The organism is Dysgonomonas sp. BGC7 (assembly GCF_001261735.1).
GTDB lineage: Bacteria > Bacteroidota > Bacteroidia > Bacteroidales > Dysgonomonadaceae > Dysgonomonas.
This window is the reverse complement of sequence record NZ_CVRP01000006.1, coordinates 269020-295600: the sequence shown is the minus strand read 5'-3', so window position 1 is coordinate 295600 and position 26581 is coordinate 269020. Positions and strand designations below refer to the sequence as shown.

Below are 26581 nucleotides of genomic sequence, written 5' to 3'. Positions count from 1 at the left end.
AAACATTAAAGTATAACAATAAAGGATATGATTCAGACAGTTGTAAAAAGAGACGGACGCATAGTCGGTTTCAATGAAGACAAAATCATGGCGGCAATACGCAAAGCCATGCTACACACCGAACAGGGAGAAGATACCACTATTATCAGACGCATCACCGATTATGTTTCTTGTCAGGGCAGGGAACAAATGACCGTAGAGCAAATACAAGATATGGTAGAGATGGAACTAATGAAAAGCCCCCGCAAAGAGGTTGCTAAAAAGTACATCGCATACAGAGACAAACGTAGCATTGCCCGCAAGGCTAAAACCCGGGATATGTTTCTTGAAATCATAGAAACCAAATCGAACGACATTACACGGGAAAATGCCAACATGAATGCAGACACACCTGCTGGCATGATGATGAAGTTTGCAAGCGAAACCACTAAGCCTTTTGTCGACGACTATCTATTATCGCCCGAAGTAAAAGAGGCCGTCCGACTAAATTACCTGCACATACATGATAAAGATTATTACCCGACCAAGAGTCTTACCTGCGTGCAACATCCGCTGGACAAGATACTACAACATGGATTCAATGCCGGTCATGGAGAATCTCGTCCTGCAAAGCGCATAGAAACCGCCAGTATGCTAGGGTGCATATCCTTAGAAACTGCACAAAACGAAATGCACGGAGGACAAGCCATTCCTGCTTTCGATTTCTATCTGGCTCCATTTGTAAGAAAGAGCTATATAGAAGAAGTCAAGGTGCTGGAAGAAATCAACGGACAGAAATACGAACATCTGTACGGTGTAGAGATACAGGACTATTACCCAAAAGCATTAGACAGTCTGAGCGGAGACAACCGAATTATACAGCATGCCATCAACCGAACAGTCAGTCGTGTACACCAATCGATGGAAGCATTCATTCATAATATGAATACCATACATTCACGTGGAGGTAATCAGGTCGTATTCAGTTCTGTCAATTACGGAACAGACACTTCTGCCGAAGGCCGTTGCATTATCCGAGAGTTGCTGAATAGCACATACGAAGGTGTAGGCAACGGAGTCACAGCCATATTCCCAATCCAGATATGGAAAAAGAAAAGAGGAGTAAGCTATCTGCCCGAAGACAGAAACCATGACCTTTATTTATTGGCATGTAAAGTAAGTGCCCGCCGCTTTTTTCCAAACTTCCTGAATCTCGATGCCACATTCAATCAGCACGAAGAATGGAAAGCGGACGATCCTCGCCGTTTCGAGTACGAAGTGGCCACAATGGGTTGCCGTACACGTGTATTCGAAAACCGCTTTGGCAAGAAAACATCTATCGGACGAGGCAATCTTTCTTTCTCCACCCTCAATCTTGTTCGCCTAGCCTTGGAATGCCGGAATATAGAAAATGAGAAAGAACGCATCGAATGTTTCTTCAGCAAACTAAATCAAACCCTCGACCTTGCTGCAATGCAACTGCACAGGCGTTTCGAATTTCAGAAAACAGCCGCGCCAAAACAGTTTCCTCTATTAATGTCTGTTCTTTGGGAAGGTTGCGAAATGGTTAAAAATGAAGGCACTATAGAAAAAGTCATAAATCAAGGTACACTGGGTATCGGATTCATCGGGCTTGCCGAAGCGTTGGTTACTCTGACAGGTAAACATCATGGGGAAGATGAGCAATCTCAAAAGTTGGGCTTGGAAATTGTCACATATATGCGAGACCGGGCGAATGAGTTTTCGGAAAAATACCAGCACAATTATAGTATTCTGGCTACCCCTGCCGAAGGACTTGCAGGGAGGTTTACCCGACGCGATAGAAAAGACTTCGGTCTGATCGAAGGCATTACCGATCGGGAATACTACACCAACTCGAACCATGTACCTGTCTATTACAAATGTAGCGCACACCAAAAAGCAAAAGCAGAGGCTCCATACCACGACCTCACCCGTGGAGGACACATCTTTTATGTGGAGGTAGATGGTGATGCTACTCACAACCCCGAAGCCATAATGACTGTGGTAGACATGATGGATAAATATAATATGGGTTACGCATCGGTAAATCACAATCGCAACCGTTGTCTCAAATGTGGGTATGAAAATGCAGACAGTCGATTGGAAAAATGCCCTAAATGCGGAAGTGAAGAAATAGACCGCCTGCAACGTATAACAGGATACCTTGTGGGAACAACCGATAGGTGGAATAGTGCAAAACTAGCTGAATTGAATGACAGAATTATTCACGAATAATGTAATTTAAGAGTTGAATCAGACCAAGCAGAGAGTATTTTTTAACTAAAAAGTGACAAAAGTTACACTTTCTGCTTGTTTTTATTTATCACGTTTATCATTGTTCACAAAAAGAATTTTCTTTATAGATAAAGTTCTCGAATCCTAATAGCAATCGTTTCTTATACACCGAGAAGATAAATTCAACAAGCAATCTTATGGATAAATTATCAATACTAAATATTGTACACGACACCTCTGTAGATGGTCCCGGATTCAGGACAGCCATCTATGCTGCGGGATGTACACACCAATGTCCGGGCTGCCACAATCCTCAGTCGTGGGACAAAGACAATGGTTCTTTATTTTCGGTAGATGAATTATTCGACAAGATAGAAGAAGACGAATTTGCAAACGTTACTTTCACCGGAGGCGATCCTCTGATGCAAGTAGAAGGATTCACAAAGCTTGCCATACGAATAAAACAAGAATCCCAGAAAACAATCTGGTGCTATACCGGCTATTCATACGAACAGATTCTAAGATCTCAGAGATTATCTCAAATCCTGCCTTTTATCGATGTTCTTGTAGACGGAAGATACATCTCCTCTCTAAGAAATGAAGACCTACAATTCAGAGGCAGTAGCAATCAGCGAATTATTGACATAAATAAATCGCTGATAAATGGAAATGTAATTATATGGAATGGCAATCATGTATTACAAAATATACCCTCTCTTATCGAGCTATAAGCTTCATATATTCATTCATTGAGCAGAAAAAACACGAAACTATTTTCTTTTCAAGAAAAACCCCTACCTTTGCTTCCGGTTTTGGTGTCACTTTTTATATTCATAGAAAGTGGTGAAAAGGGAACCGGGCGAAATTCCCGGGCAGACCCGCTGCTGTAAGCTCTTTTCAGTGAACGGTTAACAGTAATAAGTTAACAAGGTAAGCTGGGAAAGTCTTTGAACAATACTCGATGCCACTGTCACATACAGTGAACAGTTAGCAGTGAACAGTTAACAACAAATAAGGTTGATAACTGATAACTGATAACTGATGACTGAAAAGATGGGAAGGAGATTCGGAGATGGAGTAAGCCAGAAGACCTGCCAGGGCCATATAAGTTTAACGCTTTCGGGAAATAAAGCAAAGAACATCCATCAGCTAAGATTCTGTCGATACAGGATACTGGTTTATGTTAGTCTTCATGCTATTTATTTTCTTTGGCGATTGATCAATTATGATAAATATTTGTTGTATTCATCATAGTTGGTATAAATATTACTAAATCTATTAATAAGAATGAAAAAATCGTACGAACAATTCTTAGCTCGTCATGCATTACTGGAGAAACAATATGACGAAAATTATTCCGAAAAACAACACAAGAGAGGGAAACTTACCGCACGCGAACGCATCCTGCTTCTTTTCGACGAAGGCACATTCGAAGAAACAGATGCCTATACTCCACCAGCAAACGCTTCTTTCGGAAAGACAGTAAAAGCCTTTGGCGATGGAGTAATCACAGGCTTTGGTAGAGTCAACGGCCGTTTGGTATATGCCTATTCACAAGACTTCAATGTTCTTGGAGGTTCGTTAGGCTCAATGCACGCATCTAAAATAGCTAAAATACAAAATCTGGCACTCAAGACAGGATCTCCGGTTATCGGATTGATAGATTCGGGTGGCGCACGTATACAGGAAGGAATCAGTGGATTGAACGGCTATGCCGACATATTCAAGTGTAACGTTCTATCTTCAGGGGTCATTCCTCAAATATCGGTAATAATGGGACCTGCTGCCGGAGGTGCAGTATACTCCCCTGCCCTCACCGACTTCATCTTTATGACTGCCGACACCAGCTATATGTTTGTAACAGGACCCAATGTTGTAAAGGAAGTTCTGAACGAAACGGTTACAACAGAAGATCTTGGAGGAGCATCAGTACATGGAACAAAATCAGGTGTAGCAGACTTTGTATACAGCGATGACGAGAATACGATATTAGGTGTAAAAAAACTATTATCTTATCTGCCTTCCAACAACATGGAAAACCCTCCTGTAGAAAAGCAAAAAAACGCAATAAGCAAAAACGAAGAAAGATTAAGAAATATAGTTCCCGAAGATCCGGACAAACCATATAATGTAAAAGATATTGTAGAACTCATTGTCGACAATGGAGATTATCTCGAAGTGGCAGAAAACCACGCGATGAATATCTTTACAGCTTTTGCCCGCATAGATGGACAAGTGGTTGGTATAGTTGCCAATCAGCCCAAAGTTATGGCTGGTACGCTCGACATAGACTCTTCGGTAAAAGCTGCCAGATTTATCAACATATGCGATTCTTTTAATATTCCGATTATAACATTGGAAGACGTTCCGGGATTCTTACCGGGTACAGATCAAGAACATGATGGTATTATCCGCCATGGCGCAAAACTACTATATGCCTATACCTTCGCTTCGGTACCAAAAATAACAATTATACTTCGTAAAGCGTACGGAGGTGCATATATTGTGATGAACAGTAAAGGTATTGGTGGAGACTTCGTATATGCTTGGCCTACTGCCGAAATTGCTGTTATGGGACCCGACGGTGCTATAGCAATTTTGTATAGAAAAGAATTGGCAGAATCGGAAGACCCTGTAATGCTGAAAAGAGAGCTGACTCAAAAGTACAGGGATGAAGTTACCAATCCGTATATCGCCGACGAAAAAGGATTTATAGATGAAGTTATCGACCCTGCCCTTACACGAGGTAAAATTATAAATTGTCTGAAAGCACTTGAACGGAAAACAGAACTCCGTCCGAAACGCAAGCATGGTAATTTACCACTTTAACCGTAAAAGATATAAAAATGAAAGCAAAAGATAAAATACATTCTATACTGATTGCCAACAGGGGAGAAATAGCCATTCGAATAGCCCGTACAGCAAAAAAAATGGGAATAGAATCGGTAGGTATAAGGACACAGAAAGAGCCTAATGCTTTTTATCTGTCTCAGGTAGACCGCATCTTGGATTTTCCAGAGAGAGAGAAGAACGACATCCCTGAGTTTCTCGACATAGAGAGTCTCGTGTTATTAGCCAAAAGAAACAAAATAGATGCTATACATCCCGGATATGGTTATCTGTCCGAGAACGCACAGTTTGCTGTCCGTTGCACCGAGGAAGGCATTATATTCATAGGTCCTTCGCCGCGTGTCATACAAAACATGGGAGATAAGATTGTGGCTAAAGAGATAGCAGCTAAAGGAAAAGTTCCTATGTTGGGTGGCAGTAAAGGCAGTGTAGATACATTGGACGAAGCCTTAGAAATTGCAAAACAAATAGGATTTCCTCTTATCATCAAGGCTTGTGCCGGAGGTGGAGGACGAGGTATGCGTATAGTACGCAAACAGTCGGAAATGAAACAGATGTATTTTTCTGCCGCATCCGAAGCTCTATCTGCATTCAACAACCCATCAGTATTTATTGAAAAATATCTGGAAAATCCCCGTCATATAGAGATACAGATAGTAGCCGATACATTTGGCAACGTGATCCATCTGGGCGAAAGAGAGTGTTCCGTTCAGCGCAAACACCAAAAATTGCTGGAAGAAGCGCCTTCTCCGGCATTAGACGAAGCCCTGCGCAAAAAGATGACCGACGCTGCCGTTTCTCTGGCGAAGGAAGCAGGCTACATCAGTCTGGGCACTGTCGAATTCTTATTAGATAAAGACAAGAATTTCTATTTCATGGAAATGAATACCCGGGTGCAAGTAGAGCATCCCGTAACCGAAATGATTACAGGGCTTGACCTCATAGAATTACAAATACGGGTGGCTAATGGCGAAAAACTACCTATTAGTCAAGAAGATGTGAAACTAAACGGATGGGCTATCGAATGCCGTATAAACGCAGAGGATGTACAAGCAGGATTTTCTCCTTATCTGGGTGTTATAAAAGCATTGCACGTACCTCATGGTGAAGGCATACGTATAGATTCGGGTGTAGTTGTAGGCTCTGAGATAACTCCTTTCTTCGACTCTATGGTAGCTAAGCTTATAGTGCATGCAAAAGACAGGAAAACCGTTATCTCAAAAACATTGCAAGCCCTGAACGAGTTTCAGATAAAAGGAATAAAAACAACCATTCCTTTCGACAAAGCGGTATTGCACAACAAGGCTTTCGAGAGTGGAAATTTTGATACTTCGTTCATCGAAAAAGATATGGACTCTATGGTTTATCAGGAAAAAGACGAGGAATTACTAGCTGCTTTGTTTGCAGTAAATCATTTTGAAGAACAGAATAAACCTCAAGAGAACACAGAAGAAAATCCTGATTTGTGGACTCTAAGAAACAGAATGAACAACATGTAATTTGTCATATTATGAACAATCGAAATAAACAATTGATAGCACTCAATAAAGAATCTAATAAGGAATATAGCTTTTCATTAAATAAAAATGGCAAGATAGAATATAACACTAAAGAGTTGATTCCTGAAATAGAGGTTTCCAACGATGGCTTTACTTTCGTTTCTGTTAACGGAGTACATTATCCGGTAGAAATAATGTCTAAACACCAAAACGAATACGAGCTATTAGTAAACGGGGTGAGTTATAGTTTTTCTATAGAAACTCCTTTTTCCCTACAGCGCAAAAAAATGCTGACATCTCAGGCTAGCGAGTCTACAACAATACGACTGAAAGCCCCTATGCCGGGCAAAATACTGGAAGTGATGGTAAAAACCGGAGATTCGGTAAAAGCAGGAGATACCTTGCTCATACTGGAAGCTATGAAGATGCAGAATGCAATTCTCGCCAGCACAAAAGGTATAATAAAGAAAGTATTGGTTAAAGAAGGGGATGCAACCAGCAAGAGCGACTTGCTGATAGAACTGGAAAAAGAGGTATAAATTCTCTTTTGGGGAAATATTAAAGGGCTATTAAAAGTAGCCCTTTTTTATTGAATAATAAAAAAGAGAACTTCCTACTCTGTTCAGAAGCCCTCTTTTCCTACCTATATACAATAAAACAAATTGTCAATTTATCTGAAAGGCTAAGCTCATTTTAAGTCCGAATGTCATTGGCACAACTTTTCCGGTAAACTTGCTTTGACCTTTATCCGCAGTGTAGTGAGATGCTAACACACTATTGTTGGAAAATTCTGCACCTGAGGCATTGTGGTTATGGATAATAAAACTTTTGTCATTGTTTCCTTTGACAATATCATTGAGTCCATAGTCGAAATAAAGTCCGGCATACAGCACTAACTTATCATTTAAATCCCATTTTGTACCTGCTTCTATACTTGCCATACAAGCTATATTCAGATCCAGATCTTCATCGACAGTCTTATTCCTGAAAGTACCGAAACCCATAAACTCCTGAGATGTTCCCCAATTCTCAAGATCGACAAAATAACCTTTATTTACAAAGGTAGCTCCTGTTGTTTTGTAGCTCCCACTAAGAGGAATACCTACTTTAACTCCTCCTGAGACATAGAATCGGTTCGCATTATCGAGATAATAGCGTACCATCAAAGGGATGTTGAGATATGTTACATTCTGCTTTTCTTCATATCCTGTTATCGAAGAATGAAAATCATATACTTCTTCACTGTGAGGATCGGTAAGTCCATAAAGTATATCCGTCATCTCTTTTGCTGAGAATTTAGCATTATAAAAAGCTATGCCTACACCTGTATTCAGCGCAAATTTTTCTGTTAATGAATATGTGTAGCCAACACCGAAATCTCCGCCTGCACCATTTTTTCTCTCCCCTGTTTTCGCATCATAGTTCAGTGTCGACAATCCGCCTGCACCATATACAGATACCTCCTGTTTTTGCTGAGCAAGCAAGGCTGTGCAGGATAAAAATCCTGCAACAACCATAGATATATATTTCTTTGTTCTCATGTTTTTACTATTTTATCTTTTGTTACAAAAAGAGGCTATTTTACTATCGTTTTCAGATCTTTACCAAAACCGTTATTAGCCTTGAATTTCAAGATATACACGCCAGAGCTGGCAGGCAAATCAATCGAAGTAATACGCCCTGTTACTTTTACAGTACTCATATGTATTCCCGAAATGTTATATATCTCAATCACTGCACCTGTAAGTAACTCATCGTCTATATCCGCATCTATATATATTGTCTCTCCTGCACTTACCGGGTTAGGATAAGCTTTTACCTGCATACTCTTAAACACGATCTTTTCTGCGCAAGAATGGATTGTTCCGTCAGGTGTAGTGATAGCAACGGCATATGTAGCATCTTTATCTAAAAGATCACCAGCTTTAGATCCTGCCGAATAGGAAGCCGCAGTTGCTCCTTGGATAGGCTGCCCGTTCTTGTACCACTGATATCCGGTGACTGTGTATCCTTCTGTTCTCAGTTTTTTCAGATTGAGCATCAAAGTATTATTCCACATTGTTTTGACAATATCTCCGAATGCAAAATATTTTTCGATAGCAATAGTATATGTTTCACTATAACTTCCATCCTGAGACTCGATAACAAACGGAATATTTCTCACAGATGGTTTTTCGACAGTAATTTCAAATTCATTACTTTCTTTTGCAACTCCATCTATCTTGACAATGTCATTGTCTGCTGTTTCTACCTTTACAGATAACAAGCTCTGTTCGCCACAGCCAATAATATATTTGTCTTCAACATTCCATCCTTTATCGTTTATTGTCAATGTATAATCAAACGCAGCCTTTGTTGTAAAAGAACTACTAGCCTTAATTGCAGAATGGAAACCTCCTGCCGACTCAAGAACAAAATAAGCTTTGTATTCGGTATTAGGAATTAGACCGGACAGAAGAACATTGGTAATATTATTAGCTTCAATTTCATCATAACCGGAAGCTAATATTGTCGAAAGATCTGGAGTTGTTGTATCCGTTGCCTTTTGAGCATATTTATATAACTTACCCGCATTATCTGCTTTCATTTCGAAACTTGCTGTATTGCGTGTCGTTCCCTTCAAGACAGGATAACCATCTGCAATAATAGGTGTAGGATCTGTTGCCCCGAAGTTATCCATACAGATATATGCCGGCAATGTCAATCCATAGGCATCTTTGCGAGAGGCATCTATGGTAATGCCTACTTTAACCACTTGCCCCAAAGAAGAGAGATCTACCCACTTCCAGGTATCTATTGCATAATGCTCTGCTTCGTTCTCTGAACGATAATCTGCAAAATAATAATCGAGAGTGGATGTAGCTCCATCTGCTTTTGTTCCCTTAAATGTTACTTTAGCCCAATCCCCCTTTTTGAAAGGATCTCCTGTGAATGAGTCACCTTTCTTAATACTACTCATTGTATAGGCGGCATTAGTAAGAAAAACTCCGGGAATTATTTCTCCCTGCACCGGATTGTTTTCAACCTTCACTTCGGTACGCGATCCCATTGTGTACAGAACTGCAAAATTCTTACTATCCTCTACTCCTTTACCTGTAACCGATCGGAATTGCTGAGTGAGAAATTCAGCCGGATTAAAGTTTGTATTCGTTACATTCGAATAGCTGAATCCTCCCCATGTATAGAGCGAAGGATAATACATATTGGAGAAAGAGTATGAGCCGCTATAAAAGACAGATAGCTCTTCATCGTCAAAGCCTTGCCAGTAAGATTCAGAAGCCAGATAAAGGTCATCGAATGTAGCAACAGCCTGGTTTCCTGTAACCAATACATCTGTTCTGTAATCTTTATTCTCTACATTCGAATCTTTTACTGTCAGCGTATATTGTGCCGAGAATTGAGGAGCAACAGTCAAAATAGAATCAGTAGAAAGTTGCTCACCTTTGGCATTCTTCCAGCTATATGTATATGGATATACACCTCCTGTGACAATAGGGAACAAATTAACGGATTTACCCGCTTCTACCCTATCCCACTTTCTCGGAAGAGTAACTACCATAGGGTGAATTTGTACCGGAGTTTTGAATAATTCGCTAGACATTATTGCCGAATTGTCCCCAAAGATACTCTCCATATAGAAGTATGCCTTGTAATCTGTCAATTCGGTCAAGCCAGAGAACGCAACAATCCCCTCTTCTCCCAGTCCTAAATCCACTTTCTGCCCGGTCTTAATATCTTCTACAGACGGCGCAGCATCAGTAGCCAGTTTAATCAGGCTATAAAGTTTTCCGGGCTGAGTTAGTTTTACATTCAAAGCAGCGTTATTATACTCCTTAGACTGTACTTTCGGGTAATCTGCTTCCATCTCTGGAATGCCTATGGTAAACGGAACATATTCATAAGCTCCGATCGTAGGTGTTGTTGTACTACGTGTTTTACCATCAATATCGTAAGTAATGAAACTTACAGGTAGCGCAGCATTCAAATTGCCTGCCACTCTTAGGTGTAAATCCGTATCGGTAAAAAACTCGGCTGCATATTCAATCGCTCCCGTTTCTCCTGAGTTGGCTACCCAAGTAGTAAAGTTGTCTCCACCATAGTTGTTTGTAAATTTACTTCCTGTAAGCAGATAAGCATTATTTTTGAATGTAACCATTTTTAACTGCGACTCTCTAAAGAACGCATATAAAGGAGAGGCTGTTTTATTCTGAAACAAGTTGTTCTGCACAATAAGATTACTTCCTTTCTCATCTGTCTTATAAAATCCAAAAGGATAACCACCATTTCCTGCTATACGAACCGTATTATTATAATAGTGTACGTACGAACAATCACCCGTGATAGACATACCATAACTGGATGTATTAGGCGAATTGGTAAGAGAGATACTATTATTGTAAATCTGTACAGGCTTGTCGGCAGAGCCTACAACTTCCGATCTTAGTTCTATACCTGTCGAATAAGATGATTGCTTGTTGACAATTTTATTGTTGCGTATAATCAGATTGCCTTTGTTACGATAAATATCCATTCCCTGATATCCTGTCTTGGTAGTTGTTTCGCTGATTATAGTATTATTTTCTACCAAGGCGTCACGCTCATCAAATATATAAATCCCTTTTCCGCACGGATTGTATATCTTATTGTTACGTATAACAGCGCCTTTTTCTTTAGACAAAGCCACATATCCTGTTCCTCCCATATACAAGGCTATATATCCTCCTGTAATAATATTACCATCCACTGTTACGTAATCGTTATTCTTGCCCTCTTCATTGATTGACTCCATATAGAAGTGGTTCATACCTGAATAACCTGATGTGATGAGATTAGCTGTCAGAATACAGTTTCGCAAAGTAAAGTGGCGACTGATCCGGCGAATGTGCATATTGTATTTATATGACTGATCGGTAGGGATAAGGCTCATATTTTCTATAGTAACATAGCTTGTACTATCTACGGCAAACATTCCGTAAGAAGAAGTTGCAGAATAGCCCGAACCTTTGATTACTACATCGTTATTCTTGCCCGATGCAGAAGTGAAGGTAATGGTGTTTTCGGCAGATGTACCCCGAATGTCTTTTATCAATATATTCTCGTTGTATGTACCAGCCTCTACTTTAAACTCAACAGCACCTTCTACTCCACCTTTCATATCAGCGATGGCTGCCGCAAAAGTAGCATAGTCTGCCGATGATGATTTTCCGATTGTATATGTTCCTTTAAAACCTCCTTTTATAGTACGTTCAACACCTGTAGTTTCTACTATCGAAGTATAGTTGTTTCCTCCAACAGAAAGAGATTCGAGCTTAGCACTCACTTTATTGCCTATTGTTGCAGTCTTAGAAATATCATAAGCCAGCCAGAAATAATAATCTCCCGCGTCGCTGATCTCAATGTCCTGAGTTCCGGTGAAAAGTAGATTGGATGAAGTAGCATTATTACCATACTGACCTTCGGCTATAAAGCTCGATGTCTTGCCTGTATAAAACAGTTTTGCCGAGGATATATCGCCCGCGTTAGTCGTCGTACCGGTTCCAAACTTAAGATTGTTCAGTTTGACTACGTTTTTATCTCCTTCGACACTAACTACAATTTTTTGCAATGCCTCGTTATTCGCTCCTCGCAATATGTTGTCATCACCTACTTGTGCTGTTGCAATACCTTTTACTACAAGATCTTGCAAAGTGTATGAAGAGGCTTCGATCTCCCATCCGCGATATGTAGAAGTCGTTGTACTTACAAAGCGGATTGTCAAAGCTCCATCCGCCGATGTAGGCAATATTGTTCCGGGAGTAGTTGTGCTCGAAATCTTATATAATAGATTCTCTTCTTTCGCCTCTTTGCCATTATATATGTACATATAATGAGCCGAAGCAGTAAAGAAATCGTTAAATTTAAGCTTCACAACCTGTCCTGTGGCTGCCGGAAGAAATGTAATCTGTCCATCGAAACTTTTACTGTAGCTATTATCAGCACCTCCATCGTCATAGAAGAGAGTTGTTTTATTCAATGTCACCTGCCCGTTGTCTCCACTAGCTAGAACTATTTCATTCTTAGTAAGACGGCTTCCTTCCGGATCGCCAACAACAGGTGTATATGTAGTACCACTTGCCTTTACAGATAAGAGTTCAGCATCTAATTCCTGATCACTTTCTATATCAGATTTAGTATCATAGCTTATCCAAAAATATGATTTCTCTTCAGGTAATATCTGCTCTGCCAAAATCGCTATTTGTGCGGTAGTAGGAGAAAGTTCAGCTATAGGGAGAGCTGTAGAAAAATCTTTTACCTCACCGGAATACAATAGATGAACCTTATCGACAGCAGATAAGGATTTTTTCAGATTTATCTTTACCTCTTCTGCTTTCAACGGATTGAGTGTACCATCTGTTACAATCTCAAAGCCTATTATCTCTTGATTTGTTGCACTTGGACTTACTTTCGATGTTTCGGTCTGAAAAGCAGAAATGCTTTTTATTGTCATATCATGATTCACATACGGACGAACGGCTGCTTTCCATCCTGTTCCTGCATAATATGACGATGTTGTTTTTGCATTAAATTTAATGGTGATAGAACCATCCGCTGCTGTAGAACGTAATTTCTTTACGGGCCCGGTTTTACTTTTGGCTGCATCATCTAACTTCCACAAAAGATTTGCACTATTTACTGCCGTTCCACTGTATATCTCAAATATAGCTTTCACTCCATATGAAGCATTAGCATAATATACATCGAAAGCACTGAACTCTATTTCTGCAACTGCCCCTGTATTGGCAGGAGTAAAAGTTACAATACAATCTTTATCCTCGTAATCATAGTAAGAAGAATTGAAAGGACTCTTTGTATCTGTATACATCCAATTACCATAGAGTATACGTGTATGCGTTCCTGCCAAAGATTTAAACGTATTGTCTACTTTGCGCTTTGCCTGAACAGAGTTAGTAACTGTATGGCTTGTCCCCGATAGCTTCACACTATTTAGGGCTGCGGCTACTTCCTCTTCATTAACAGCTTCGGCAGATATGTCATACGTCAATGCAAAATAATTGTTCCCTTCAATAAGACTTTGACTACCGGTAACTTCGAAAGTAGAACTTCCCGACAAACTCACTTCTCCGACAAGGTTACTTGTAGAAAACTCAGCTTTTTTCCCCAAGAAGTAGACCTTCGCTTTAGTCAATCGAGACAAGGTCGTTGTTCCAGTAGCGTCAAACTTAAATCCTTCGGCAGCTAGAGGTGTAAGGGTATTAGATGTTTTCACATTGAAGATAAGCATCTTTTCGTTTACGTTTCCTGCTGCTAAAGTTTCTTCGGTAGCCGATTGCACTTCAGTGCTATTGTAAGTCATCGGTTCGGGAACAAATTCTGAAACAATAGCTTCCCATCCGGCAGTAGGAAACCCTGTTGTGCTTTTAAATGTTATAGTTATCGCTCCATCATCCGCAGTCGATTTTATAGGCTCAATGTCTTTTAGTAGAGTAGTTATTAACTTTTGTGCATCTACCGATTGACCGTTATAGAAGTTGAATACATCGTTGTAACCTACAGTAGAAGTAGTGAACAGTTCTAACTTCGAAAAATCAATTTTTATCTTTTTACCGACAGAAGATGGTACAAAAGTTATTGTTCCTTCAAAGTTTGAAGAGATATTTCCATTCTTGCCTCCATCGTCAAAGAAATTCATGTCACTACCTATGGTATAGCTCAAATGCTCTTTCTGCATCAAGATATCGGAAGATATAGTTGCAGCAACAGACGGAGAAGAGGTCTCCGGTGTTTTTGTCTCCTCTCCTATTTTCAGAGAAGTAAGATTTACAGGCAGAGAAGAAGATACTGCTGCATTGGGAGCAATGTCAGCTACAAACCAAAAATAATTATTACCGTTTGCCAATGCCACATCTGTGGCAATATTTATAGAAGAAGTTATATTCGATGATTCAGATATCTTCGTATCTGTAGCAAAACTTTTATTTGCTCCGGTATAATATATCTTATAGGATTGCAATAAATTTTCTCCGATTGTAGTTCCAAAGTTCAGTTCTTTGAGAGAAAGACGATTATTAAGTCCTTCGGTGACTACATTCACTCCCAATAGAATCTGATTGCGACCGCCCCGGTTCACTAATGTTTGGTCGAGAAATACCGAAGCAGACTTATAAGTCATGTCGGCAGGAGTAATACTCTTTACTTTTATTGTCCAGCCTGTTTGTCCGTCAGCATTATAATTACTATGAAATCCGAATGTGAATTTACCGTCTGCCGACTCCGACAAGTACGATTGTCCTTTCACTTCTTTACCCACTTGAGCAAAATGTCCGGTAGGCAAAGGATATTTTATTTGAGCATAACCATGATAGAGACGCAGGTACGTATTTGTACCATTAAGGTCAATATCCTCAAATGTAACTTGTATCAGGTCTCCTTCATTTTTAGGAGAGAAACAAACCCCTGCATCAAGACTTGTTTTTATAAGACCCGACGCCACTGCTTTGAACGTCACTTCGCCGTCTACCACATAGTCTTCGTGTCCATCGCTGGTACGGAGGTAGAAAACGCCATCATCGCCAAGAGACTTTACCCCTTGAGCACCGATCTGACCTATGCCTGCCAACATAAAGCCAATCATCAAGAATAATAGTTTGAAGTTTTTCATATTAATTTAATATATCAGAAATTTATATAGACGCACTTCGCAAACTGCAATCTGTATTCGAAACAGACTACAGTCAGCATATTAGAAAATATAAACTACCGGATCTAAGAAACTTATAAGAATAAACTTATAAGCCCGCTTAAGCCTCGGAGCTTGAAAATTTCTTATTCTGAATAATTAAAATATGGAAATGCACTGTTTATAAACAGTTATTCATTCCTTCAACATAATCCTAACCACGGGATTATATTTCATATTTAATTCTGGCAGGTCTTCTGACTTACTCTTGTTTCTTACAGCCTTCCCCTTAACTGAATAAGAGTGGCAATGGTAATGAAGAAACATCATTATCAGTGAGGTGTTAACTGATTACTGTTAACCGATCACTGAAAAGAGCTTACAGCAGCGGGTCTGTTCAGGATTTTCACCTGATTCCCTTTTCATCATACTCTGTGAATACAAAGAATGACACCAAAATCTGCGGCAAAGATACGATTATTTATTAAATAGATTTCTTTTTGTCACTTTTTATTGTTTCAAAAGCGTATAAGCTGTATCAGCTTGCTTCTGTCTTTTATTGTGATTTTCTTCTGTTCCGACACAATAAGGCCATCGGATTGCATATTTGTCAATTCTCTTTCTAACGATTGGCGAGATACTCCAAAATATTCAGCCAAAGCACTCTTAGTTTTATCCAGAATTACCACATCCGATAGATCCCTTTTCGATAGATTCAATATATACATAGTCAACTTTTGACGGATAGTACGAAAAGACATAAAGTGCAATTTGTTACTCAACTTCCCTGCAAAATTCGCAGAAATGTCTAAATAGTTTTTTAATAATGTCTCATTCATACTCAGCATCCGAAGAACAGATTGTTTTGGTATCACCAATGCTGTTGTATCTTCTCTAGCTGTAGCCTGTACCGGGAAACGGTTCTCACCTCCAAACAGAAATAGTATCGCAAGCGGATTGGGGGCATATATGTCTTCAACCTTCACTACTCTGCCCGAAGGATCGTTCATTTCACCTTTCACACTTCCCGATAATAGCAGAATGAGCCTATTACATACCTCATCCTGAAAAGCGAGAATCTCCCCTTTTTTGAAATGCGTTTCCTTTATTTGCAATTCGGAGAATATCCGATCTATCTCTTCTCCTTTTATTGAAAAAAACAAAGGTATACGAGTTAATATATTTACATCCATCTTATACGATTTATAGAATCAAATATACAAAATATTTTCAGAGGTGTCTCAAACGAGACACTTTATCTGAGGCAAGGCTCCTATTTTTGTATAAATGATTGAAATATAGATTCGCAAAAAAATTATTAATATAAAAACTAAAAAATAGAAATTATGAGTATGTTTTGTTTTCAATGTCAGGAGACAGCTAAAGGTTCGGGCTGTGATATAATGGGAGTATGCGGAAAAACTCCGGAAGTTTCAAATATACAGGATCTACTCCTTTTTGTTACCAGAGGAATCGCTGTGTATAATGATATGCTTAGAAAAGAAGGAAACGCTTCACCCGTTGCTGATAAATTTGTAGTAGATGCCATGTTTATAAGCATTACAAATGCAAATTTCGATTTTGAGGCAATAAAGGAAAAAGTAAAAGAAGGATTGCTATTAAAATCTAATCTGGCAAAATCTGTAAACACAAACGATCAGACGTTACCGGACGAATGCATATGGAATGGCGATGAATCAGAGTTTATGGACAAAGCCTTGAGCGTAGGTGTACTAAGAACTAAAAATGAAGACATTCGCTCTCTGAAAGAATTAGTTCATTATGGACTAAAAGGAATGGCTGCCTATGCAGAGCATGCCTACAATCTGGATAAGACTGACGATGAAATATTCACTTTTATGCAAAAAGCTTTGGTCGAGATCACCAGAGAAGACATTTCTGCCGATGAATTGGTTGCATTGGCTTTGGAAACAGGAAAATATGGAGTACAAGCTATGGCATTGTTAGATGCAGCCAATACCGGACGATTTGGTAATCCTGAAATTACACAGGTAAATATCGGTGTAGGTAATAATCCGGGAATACTTATTAGCGGTCACGATCTTCGCGATATAGAGGAACTGTTGCAACAGACAGAAGGAACAGGGATAGATGTATATACCCACAGCGAAATGCTTCCGGCACATTATTATCCGCACCTAAAGAAATATAAACATCTGGCCGGCAACTACGGAGGTGCATGGTGGCAACAGAAAGAAGATTTCGAGTCATTCAACGGGCCAATTCTATTTACTACAAACTGTATAGTTCCACCGTCGAAACGAGCAACTTATAAAGAAAAAATATTTACTACAGGGGCAGCAGGTCTGGAAGGAGCAAAACATATCCCGGAACGTAAAAACGGACAGCCAAAAGATTTCTCTGAAATAATAGCAATGGCAAAACAATGCCAGTCTCCACAAGAAATAGAAACAGGAACAATCACAGGAGGCTTCGCTCATGCTCAGGTAATAGCATTAGCTGACAAAGTAGTAGATGCCGTAAAAACAGGAGCGATCAAGAAATTCTTTGTAATGGCAGGATGCGATGGCAGAATGAAAAGCCGCAACTATTATACAGATTTTGCAGAAGCGTTACCAAACGATACTGTTATCCTTACAGCAGGCTGCGCCAAATACAGATACAATAAATTGCCATTGGGCGATATAGGCGGAATCCCTCGTGTACTAGATGCCGGACAATGCAACGACAGTTATTCGTTGGCAATAATTGCTCTTAAACTAAAAGAGGTATTCGGCTTAGATGATATAAATGACCTTCCTATTGCTTTCAATATAGCATGGTACGAACAAAAAGCAGTTATTGTACTATTGGCTCTACTATATTTAGGTGTAAAGAATATACACTTAGGGCCAACTCTACCTGGATTTTTGTCTCCGAATGTAGCTAAAGTCTTGGTTGAAAATTTTGGAATTGGAGGTATTTCTTCTGTAGAAGAAGATATTGAAATGTTTATGGCACGCTAAAGACTATCTTATTTTTCGTAACTCTGCTCTTTTGATAAAATACATAAAAGGGCAGAGTTTTTTTATTATAAAAATAAAAACTAAAACCTTTATCCGGCTATATTGACTTTTATCCCCAAAGCCTCTATTTGTTTTCCTATCTCTCTTAGTTTTTCGATAGATACTTTTTCCAGATTTTTCTCAGGGGTTTCTCTGTCTATAGTATAAATCATCACTTCACGTGGATTCGTTGCCTTAACTGCATTTATCCATGCTTGTATCTCTTTATCTGTGGTATTATCTACGATTTTACCATCATGAGATCCTTTTACAAACATTGTTTGCATTATAAAATTGCCCTCAAAGCGCTTAAATAGCTCTATTTGCTTCTCAATGCTATATTCTCTTGAATTTGGACGATCTATAAGATAAACTGTTTCAAGAATGGCAGAGTCCAGCTTCAAGATATTGTTATCCACTTTCTTTAATGCCTCAAACACTTTTTCTTTACCCAAGTGCATGGCATTTGACAGCACACTGATTTTAGCTTCGGGATAATATTTATCGCGTAAGAGAATGGTATCATCAATAATCTCCGAAAATTGCGGGTGCATTGTAGGTTCTCCATTTCCGGCAAAAGTAATAACATCAATGGGTGTATTCTCTTTCTGTAGAGTAATCAGCTTATCTTCCAGAGCTGCTCTTACATTCTCCCGATCGGGCAACTTTGTTTTTGTTCTAAAGTCTTTGTTATATCCGCACTCGCAATATATACAGTCGAATGAGCATAGCTTGCCGTCATACGGTAGTAAGTTCATACCCAAAGACGAGCCTAATCGGCGGCTGTGGATAGGACCAAAAACAATTTCATGAAATAATATTGTTGACATTCTTTTATAAATTATCTTATATCGTACATCAATAATCTTGCCAAAAGCAGACTTTGCTGCAATTAAAAAACAATCCAGTTAACACCATACATAATCAATACATACCGTACAAATTTTCCGGCAAACATGGCAATATTTACAACATATACATTAGCCCGCATATAACCTAGTGCTAATGCTATAATGTCTCCGACAACAGGCATAAAACTGAAAAAGGCCATTATAGCACCCTTTCCTTCGAGCCAATGCTGCATTTTTTCGATTTTCTCTTTTTTTACTTTAAGGTATTTTTCTATCCACTCCACTTTGCCCAGGCTACCCAGATAATAATTGGTCATACCTCCAAGCCAATTACCTACAGATGCGACAATGACACAGCCCCATGCGTTCATTCCCATAGCTAAAAGTCCGGCAAAGACAAACTCCGAGCCAAAAGGAAGAATGGTTGCAGCAAGAAAAGAGGCTAGGAACAACCCTATATAACCGTATTCGACAAATCCGTCAAGCATTCAGTTTGGTATAAATAAAATATGCGAACAAAGGAGCTATGATACACAGACCTATACCTATCTTTTTGAGCCACGATTCAGCTTTTACACGTTCTTCGTTATACCCTACTTTACGGATAAAAGTACCCGGACTGAAAATCATGAATAGTCCGAACAGGAACATGAAAATGGCATATAAATAATCGAAGTTAGAGAACTTTTGCATAATTCATTTTATTTTTTGTGCGATATTTTTCTACCTACAAAGATATATATACATAACAAGAAAATACTCAGAATAGTTATATACGATGTTATTTTCTGAATTGTAGTCCCTTTATAATATACATCGACTTCTCCTGATGTGTTTACCGGAATTTGAATCAGCCCCAGCTCACTTTGCAGGACAGCAATAGATTTATCGTTCAACGTTGCACCATATCCTTTATAGTAAAACAACGGTAATTCAAGTGAATCGACCCTTTGTACCGATATATTTATACTCAACACTTCTTTATTTCTCTTATAAGAATTTACTATAGTTTGCCCTGACAAGCTCGTTATGCCATCGCCTCTCGAAAGAATATAATATGCCGAAGAAACTTTGTCGGGCACATATTCAGCCCCGTTCAGATAAAAGAAATTGCCCGGATCAGGCTTTTCATTAGTCTCTTTTACATACTTGCAATATATATCCTTATAATGTTCGCTGTGGAAAAACATTATTGCACATGTACTCAACAGCACAATTGAAACCATAATGATCCGAGATTTGTCTTTCCTGAAAATTTGGGATAAATAGAATCCTCCTGCAATGGAGAAAAAGAAGGTGACAAAAAGAAAAAGTCTCGATGGATACTGTATAAATGACAACAAAGAGAATGGAAATCGACCCCACGGAAATATGAAAGATGTAGCTATCAAATACAACAAACCTATCAATACACCTACATCTACGCTTATCAACGCAGCTGATTTCTCTTTTATAAAGAAGCGTAAAAAGATAAGGGCGAAAAGCAGGATGCCAATACCTACTATCACAATCTCTTTTGGATATACAAACCCGCAACCTACTGCCCACAGCATATATTCGAGGGGAAGTTTTGCCCTCGATGGCAGAGTCCAGTCGTTAGACTCGTAGCGGAAAGTGTTAGATTGAAGTTGTTCGTATAATGGGAGAATATATGCCGATGTAATAGAGACTGTGACAATTCCGGCAATGAAAAGATATTGAATGCGTTTAGGCTCTTTAAGCAGAGGCTTATAATAAATTGCAAGAATAATAACTACCGTTATAAAAGTAAGCACGGTGGATATTACATGCGAAAATATGAGCAGACTAAAGCCAATAGCAATAATATACCATTTCTTGTAATCTCCTTTTATAATGTGATACAATCCCCAGAATACTAGTGGAACGAAAGTAAAAGCCAAGACTTCTCCAAACGCACCCCTGTTGTATATATCGAAAAGCCTGTATACAGAGAAAGTATATAAAATAGCAGAGAGAAAAGCCACTAAAGAGTCTTTGTAGATTGTTTTTACAGCTCCATACATAAACAGACCACACAGCAGAGTCAGGGTAAACGACATCACCTCGTATGCGGCATACGGCCCTGTGATGATACCTAATGCTGCAAAAGGAATCATTACTATATCTGAATAGAAGACCTTACTCAGATATCCATAATTGAGAGCAGCAGCATGGTCAATATAAAAAGGGAAAGTACCCTCCTTCATGGCCGTAATAAGGGCATCGAAGCGAGTAAGATGAAAATAATAATCCCATCCGGGATGATTATACATAGGCCCATATACCAATGTCATGCATACAGACAAAAGGGCTAATGTTATAAAAAATATCGAAAAATGATAATTTCTATTTAGTAGGATATGTTTTAAGAATTTATTCAATAGTTTTCTTTTTACGATAAAACCATATATATACGATCAAAAGCAATATCGAAACCAAAGATATGTACCAGCTAAATTTTTGCACTAGAGTATCAGCATAATACACAGTCAGATTTCCCGATTCGGCTACCGAGACTTCTACCAGTCCAGATTTGCTCTCACCTACTTCCACATTCCGTGTATTTAATATCGCTTTATATCCTTTATAATATACAAGAGGCAATTCTATATTATCTGCTGATGTCAAAGACAACTGTATGTTAATGACACCTCCATCTCTATTCGTCGAGATTATTTCAGTTGTGCTTAGCTGAGATTTCACACTATCTCCTCTTTGATGTATATAATGATACGAAGGTACACTGATAGGTAGGTATTCCAATCCGCCCTGATAATACTCGTTCTCTACCGAAGGTATTCCTGTAAACCATTCGGGTGCTGCGGCTTTAGTTTTCGATTGCCAATATTGATAACTATTGTTATTCACTACTATTGTCACTACTGCAAACACTATTACAACAGATGCTATTACATAGAATTGCTTGCGGGTTCTCAACAGACAGAAAACATAATATGCTCCTGCAATGGCAAAAAAGAAAGTAACAAACTCGTACAATCGCCAAGGAAACTGAATGAAACCGAGAGGAAGCCTTCCCCAAGGAAACACAGAAGAAATACAGATCATATAAAAAACTCCGATGAATAGGCTCAAATCTGCAATTCTTATATGTATTTTGGGAAACTTAACAAACAGACGCAATATAACGGCAATTATAAGTAAAGGACCTGTTCCGCAAAGATTATTCTCCTTCGAATAAAAGATACCGCTAAGGCTTCCCCACGCCATATCAACGAAGCCGAGCTTAGTTTGTCCTGTGATGTTTTCTTTCAGGCTGTAATGGAATGTATTTGATGCCATTTGCTCCAACATCGGGAACAAATAACTGGCAACCAATGGTAGTGTAACCAAAGCAGCTAATAAAAGATAAGCAATACGTTTCGGTTCTTTTAGCAAAGGTTTTATACACATCAGCACGATGATGGCAAGTGTGATAAAAGTAATGAATGAGGAAAGCAGATGAGTATATATAAGCAAACTATAACCGATAGTAAGCAAATACCATTTTTTGTAATCTCCGACTATAATCTGATATAAACCCAGAAATATGATTGGTAAAAAGGTAAAAGATATGGCTTCGCCCAATGCACCCCGGTTGTACCAGTCGAAAAGGTGATATGCCGAGAATGTATATAATATACTCCCAATTGTAGCAACCACCGAACTTTCGAATACTGTATTCATTGCCTTGTACATAAACAAGCCACACAGAATAGTAAGAGAGAATATCATTGCTAAATATGCGAATCCCGCACCTGTAAGAATACCAAGCAAGGCAAAAGGTAAAAGAATGAGATCGGGATAAAACGCTTTTGTAAAATATCCGTATCCATCGAGAGCATTGCTGTCGATATAGATAGGATATGTACCCGATTTCAGATTGTCGATCAATACACCAAATCTAATAGTGTTAAAATAATAATCGTGCCCTGCGTATTCCGATATTGGCCCCGACCAACAGACCATAAATAAAGATAAGGCTGTCAAGGCAAATAGAAATATGAGGCAATCATACTTCTTATCTTTTACTGATATTCGAGGTTGCAGAGTCATTTATCAGATATCTTGCTTATTCTTCCGGTTCAACATAAAAATGTATATACATAAGCCTACAATTGCAAAAAGAGAAATAAACCAGCTTACGACTTGTAGTGTAGTTCCATTGTAGAATATTTTTATTTTACCGGACTCTTTAGGCTCTATTTGTATCAATCCGTTATCGCTTTGCGCAACACTTATCTCTTTTCCATTTAGTTCAGCTTTATACCCCTTATAATAAGTGAGAGGAAGCTCTAGTACTTCTTGTCGAACAGTTTCTATATCGAGTGTGTTTAGTCCCTTTTCGCGAAGGATAGGTGATATTTTTGTTTCCGAATGTCGGCGAGCAATACTGTCTCCACGCTGCTCAATAAAATCGGCAGAAGGTACCTTTGCCGGTAAATATTCCAGACCACCCATATGATAACCGTTTGGAGGCAATGGGATATTTCCCTCGATGGAATTGTAGCATCTAACCTCTTTATATATTTTACTATCGTTTACCAATACCATAAGAATAGAGATGAAAACCATCAGACCTACGACAACTCGCCTCTTATTGGAAGTCACAAGTAAAGACAAATAATATCCTCCGGCAACAGCAAAAAAGTAGCTCGAAAACTCAAACAAACGCCAAGGCATTTGTATAAAATTGAGCAAACTAAACGGAAATACACTCCACGGAATGATAGGTGTGCACATAAGAATGAATATCAATCCTATGATAACTCCTATATCTGCACTTCTCAATCGGGAAGATTTATCTGTTATAAAAATCCGTATTGCAATAACGCATGTCAGCAACAATCCCGTTCCCGGAATGAATAATTGTTTGGGGTGAATAATACCGCTAAACATACCCCACATAATCCAGTGAAAATCGAGAGTCATATCTCCGGCTTTTGCCATCATGTTTCGTCCGTTGTAATAAAAGGTATTCGATGACATTTGCTCCAACATCGGAAACAGATAGTAACTGACTATAAGAAGGGTAGCCAAACCGGCGAAAAGGAGAGAGTATATTCGCTTAGGCTCTTTAATAAGAGGCTTGTAGTAGATGGCAAGCAGTATAAGCATTGTTACAAATGTCAACACCGAAGATATTACATGTGTGAAAATGAGCAAACTATAGCCTATTGCCAAGATATACCATTTCTTGTAATTGCCGTTTATTATTTCATAAAGCCCCCAAAATACCAAAGGAATGAATGTGAAAGAAAGTGCTTCGCCTAATGCGGCACGATGATATACATCCAATACCCTGTAAATACAGAAAGTAAATAATAAAGCCCCGATGAAAGCGGCAAAAGAGCTGTCATATATTCGATCGATAGCCTTGTATGTGAATATGCCACAAAGGATAGTCATCGTAAAAATCATAGACAAATAGCCAAATTCGGCATTAGTCGCATTTCCTATGGCTGCAAAAGGAATAAGAATTACATCAGAATAAAATGCTTTAGCGAAGTATCCATAACCGTTTATTGCCGAATAGTCGAGATAAATAAGAAAAGGGCTGGTTTTGAGAGCATCCATCAATGCCTGAAAACGACGATAATGGAAAAAGAAATCCTGCCCCGGACAAAGAGGCTGATACAATGCTATCATTGCCGCAGTGAGTATAATCAAGGCAAAAAGAAAAATCCAAAAATGGCTTTCTTTTTTCCCTGCTATCTTATTTAGAAGATTATCTATTGCGTTCATTCTTTTGTTTTCTGCTGTATCGAGCAACAAATATAATTAAACCTATCATACAGGCCATTGATATATAGAAACTAATTTCCTGAACATTTGTTCCTGCATACCAAGCCATTATCTTTCCCGACTGATTGACAGGCACAGCAATCAGTCCGTTTTCGTTCTCAAAAAATGGAACATTACTCCTGTTTAGTGTCACTTCATAGCCTTTGTAATAGAGCAAAGGTAATATTACAGTATCGGGCTGATTTATAACAATATTCACATCTGTTTCGCCTCTGTTTCCTCGTTTCAGGTTGTATGTCTTAGTTTCATTGTTTTTCACCTCAACAATCTCACCTCTATCCCTGACATACTCTATATTAGGTAGTTTCGATGGAAAATATTCACCTCCGATAGTATGATATCTGTTATCAAACGAAGGTATTTCGCTGATAACAGCTATTGTCTTATCTTTTAATGGAAATAGAGTTTTAAAATTCTCGCTGTGTATATATATTGTAATCAGTGTAGCCAAAATGATGAATATAAAACCAAAAAGTTTCTGTTTGTGCTTAACGAGCAACAAAGATAAATAGTATCCTCCGGCTATTGCAAAGAAAAAGCTGACAAATTCGTATAATCTCCATGGATACTGTATAAACGAAAGAATATTGAACGGGAAACGCCCCCAAGGAAATATTCTGGAAGTAGCTATAATAAAGCAAATACCGATGATGACAGCCGTATCAATACTTTTCAAGGCTTCGTCTCTTTTCTTTCTTATAAATAATCGGAGAAATATAACAAGAGTAAGGATGATTCCTATTCCCGACCACAACTTATCGGGATATGCCAATCCACTGACAAAACCCCAAAACAGATCGTCGAAACCGACTTTTCCATATCCTGCGCCTCCACCCGGAGTACGAGAATCGAGATAGAACGAATTAGAATTCAGCTGTTCTAGCAGAGGAAGAGTAAAATATGATACCCCCACAAGTGTAACCGCTCCAGCAAGGAACAAATACCCAATGCGTTTAGGTTCACGAGTCAGACATTTACAGTACGCAATAGAAATAATCAGAAGAGTTACAAACATCAACACTGACGCTATGGCATGAGTATATATCAACAAGATATAACCTATGGCAAGGATATACCACTTTTTGTAATCTCCTTTTATTATGTGATACAATCCGAGAAAAACGATAGGCAAGAAAGTAAAAGATAATGCCTCTGACAATGCCCCTCGCTGATAAATATCGTAAAGCCGATAAACAGCAAATGTGTACAAAATAGAGGCTATAGCTGCTGCATACCTGCTTTTATAGATTGCACAAACTGCATGATACATAAACATCCCACAAAGGATAGTCATACTGAATATCATAAAGTCATAAGCGAAATATGTACCGGTGAATATGCCTACAACAGCAAACGGAACAAGAATGAAGTCAGGGTAGAACCCTTTAGTAAAATACCCGTATCCATCGACATTACTATAGTCTATATATGAGATATACTCTCCGTGTTTCAAAGCATCAATAAGCACATCGAGTCTGCGAAAATGAAAGAAAAAATCGAATCCTGAATAAGAAGACGACAAACCATTGCAATACATCATAAATAATGCAAGAAAAACCAGAACCGAAAGGAATATCCAGTATTGGCTTTTCTTATTTTGCAGTAAGATTGTCAACATGTACATATATCAAAGTAATCCTT

16 protein-coding genes and 2 riboswitches are annotated in these 26581 nt (G+C 38.7%); of the genes, 6 read left to right on the top strand and 10 right to left on the bottom strand.

The genetic code is table 11. The features are described from left to right. Positions 1 to 27 precede the first annotated feature (27 nt). From BGC7_RS05040 to BGC7_RS05020, 5 genes are all read left to right on the top strand, one after another. Positions 28 to 2235, top strand: a complete 2208-nt coding sequence (locus BGC7_RS05040) for an anaerobic ribonucleoside triphosphate reductase (RefSeq protein WP_050700464.1) — start codon at positions 28 to 30, stop codon at positions 2233 to 2235. Positions 2236 to 2432: 197 nt separating this feature from the next. Next, entirely contained in the window at positions 2433 to 2966 is a 534-nt protein-coding gene (nrdG, locus tag BGC7_RS05035; RefSeq protein WP_050700463.1) for an anaerobic ribonucleoside-triphosphate reductase activating protein, read from the top strand. 65 nt (positions 2967 to 3031) lie between these two features. Further along, positions 3032 to 3349, top strand: a riboswitch (cobalamin riboswitch). 173 nt (positions 3350 to 3522) lie between these two features. Then, positions 3523 to 5064, top strand: coding sequence for an acyl-CoA carboxylase subunit beta (locus BGC7_RS05030; RefSeq protein WP_050700462.1), 1542 nt, complete (start codon positions 3523 to 3525; stop codon positions 5062 to 5064). A 17-nt stretch (positions 5065 to 5081) separates the two neighbouring features. Further along, positions 5082 to 6584, top strand: a complete 1503-nt coding sequence (locus tag BGC7_RS05025) for an acetyl-CoA carboxylase biotin carboxylase subunit (RefSeq protein ID WP_050700461.1) — start codon at positions 5082 to 5084, stop codon at positions 6582 to 6584. A gap of 11 nt (positions 6585 to 6595) precedes the next feature. Then, positions 6596 to 7123, top strand: a complete 528-nt coding sequence (locus BGC7_RS05020; RefSeq protein WP_199318939.1) for an acyl-CoA carboxylase biotin carboxyl carrier protein subunit — start codon at positions 6596 to 6598, stop codon at positions 7121 to 7123. A 126-nt stretch (positions 7124 to 7249) separates the two neighbouring features. Here BGC7_RS05020 and BGC7_RS05015 read toward each other — a convergent pair whose 3' ends face one another. The 3 genes from BGC7_RS05015 to BGC7_RS05005 all read right to left on the bottom strand — a co-directional run bounded on the left by BGC7_RS05015 (position 7250) and on the right by BGC7_RS05005 (position 16454). Then, complete coding sequence (locus tag BGC7_RS05015; RefSeq protein WP_050700460.1) at positions 7250 to 8125, bottom strand: porin family protein; 876 nt, start codon at positions 8123 to 8125, stop codon at positions 7250 to 7252. Between the two features lie 35 nt (positions 8126 to 8160). Beyond that, positions 8161 to 15243, bottom strand: coding sequence for a DUF4465 domain-containing protein (locus tag BGC7_RS05010; protein ID WP_050700459.1), 7083 nt, complete (start codon positions 15241 to 15243; stop codon positions 8161 to 8163). Positions 15244 to 15490: 247 nt separating this feature from the next. Continuing rightward, positions 15491 to 15734, bottom strand: a riboswitch (cobalamin riboswitch). 45 nt (positions 15735 to 15779) lie between these two features. Beyond that, a complete protein-coding gene (locus BGC7_RS05005) occupies positions 15780 to 16454 on the bottom strand; it encodes a Crp/Fnr family transcriptional regulator (RefSeq protein WP_050700458.1) in 675 nt (224 codons plus the stop codon). Positions 16455 to 16607: 153 nt separating this feature from the next. On the opposite strand from BGC7_RS05005, the gene hcp reads away from it, so the two are divergent. Next, positions 16608 to 18248, top strand: a complete 1641-nt coding sequence (gene hcp, locus BGC7_RS05000; protein ID WP_050700457.1) for a hydroxylamine reductase — start codon at positions 16608 to 16610, stop codon at positions 18246 to 18248. Positions 18249 to 18337: 89 nt separating this feature from the next. Here hcp and BGC7_RS04995 read toward each other — a convergent pair whose 3' ends face one another. From BGC7_RS04995 to BGC7_RS04965, 7 genes are all read right to left on the bottom strand, one after another. Continuing rightward, positions 18338 to 19117, bottom strand: a complete 780-nt coding sequence (locus BGC7_RS04995) for a radical SAM protein (protein ID WP_050700456.1) — start codon at positions 19115 to 19117, stop codon at positions 18338 to 18340. A gap of 62 nt (positions 19118 to 19179) precedes the next feature. After that, positions 19180 to 19626, bottom strand: coding sequence for a YqaA family protein (locus BGC7_RS04990; protein WP_050700455.1), 447 nt, complete (start codon positions 19624 to 19626; stop codon positions 19180 to 19182). Next, positions 19619 to 19831, bottom strand: coding sequence for a hypothetical protein (locus BGC7_RS04985; RefSeq protein ID WP_050700454.1), 213 nt, complete (start codon positions 19829 to 19831; stop codon positions 19619 to 19621). Before BGC7_RS04985 ends, BGC7_RS04990 begins: the two co-directional genes overlap by 8 nt. Positions 19832 to 19839: 8 nt before the next feature. After that, positions 19840 to 21432: a YfhO family protein gene (locus BGC7_RS04980; protein ID WP_050700453.1), complete on the bottom strand. Its 1593-nt coding sequence runs from the start codon at positions 21430 to 21432 to the stop codon at positions 19840 to 19842. 79 nt (positions 21433 to 21511) lie between these two features. Further along, complete coding sequence (locus BGC7_RS04975) at positions 21512 to 23191, bottom strand: hypothetical protein (protein WP_157258663.1); 1680 nt, start codon at positions 23189 to 23191, stop codon at positions 21512 to 21514. Between the two features lie 3 nt (positions 23192 to 23194). Beyond that, positions 23195 to 24880 carry a hypothetical protein gene (locus tag BGC7_RS04970; protein WP_185112946.1) on the bottom strand — a complete coding sequence of 562 codons (1686 nt, stop codon included), beginning with the start codon at positions 24878 to 24880 and terminating at the stop codon, positions 23195 to 23197. Next, positions 24864 to 26558: a hypothetical protein gene (locus BGC7_RS04965; protein ID WP_157258662.1), complete on the bottom strand. Its 1695-nt coding sequence runs from the start codon at positions 26556 to 26558 to the stop codon at positions 24864 to 24866. Before BGC7_RS04965 ends, BGC7_RS04970 begins: the two co-directional genes overlap by 17 nt. Between the last annotated feature and the right edge of the window lie 23 nt (positions 26559 to 26581).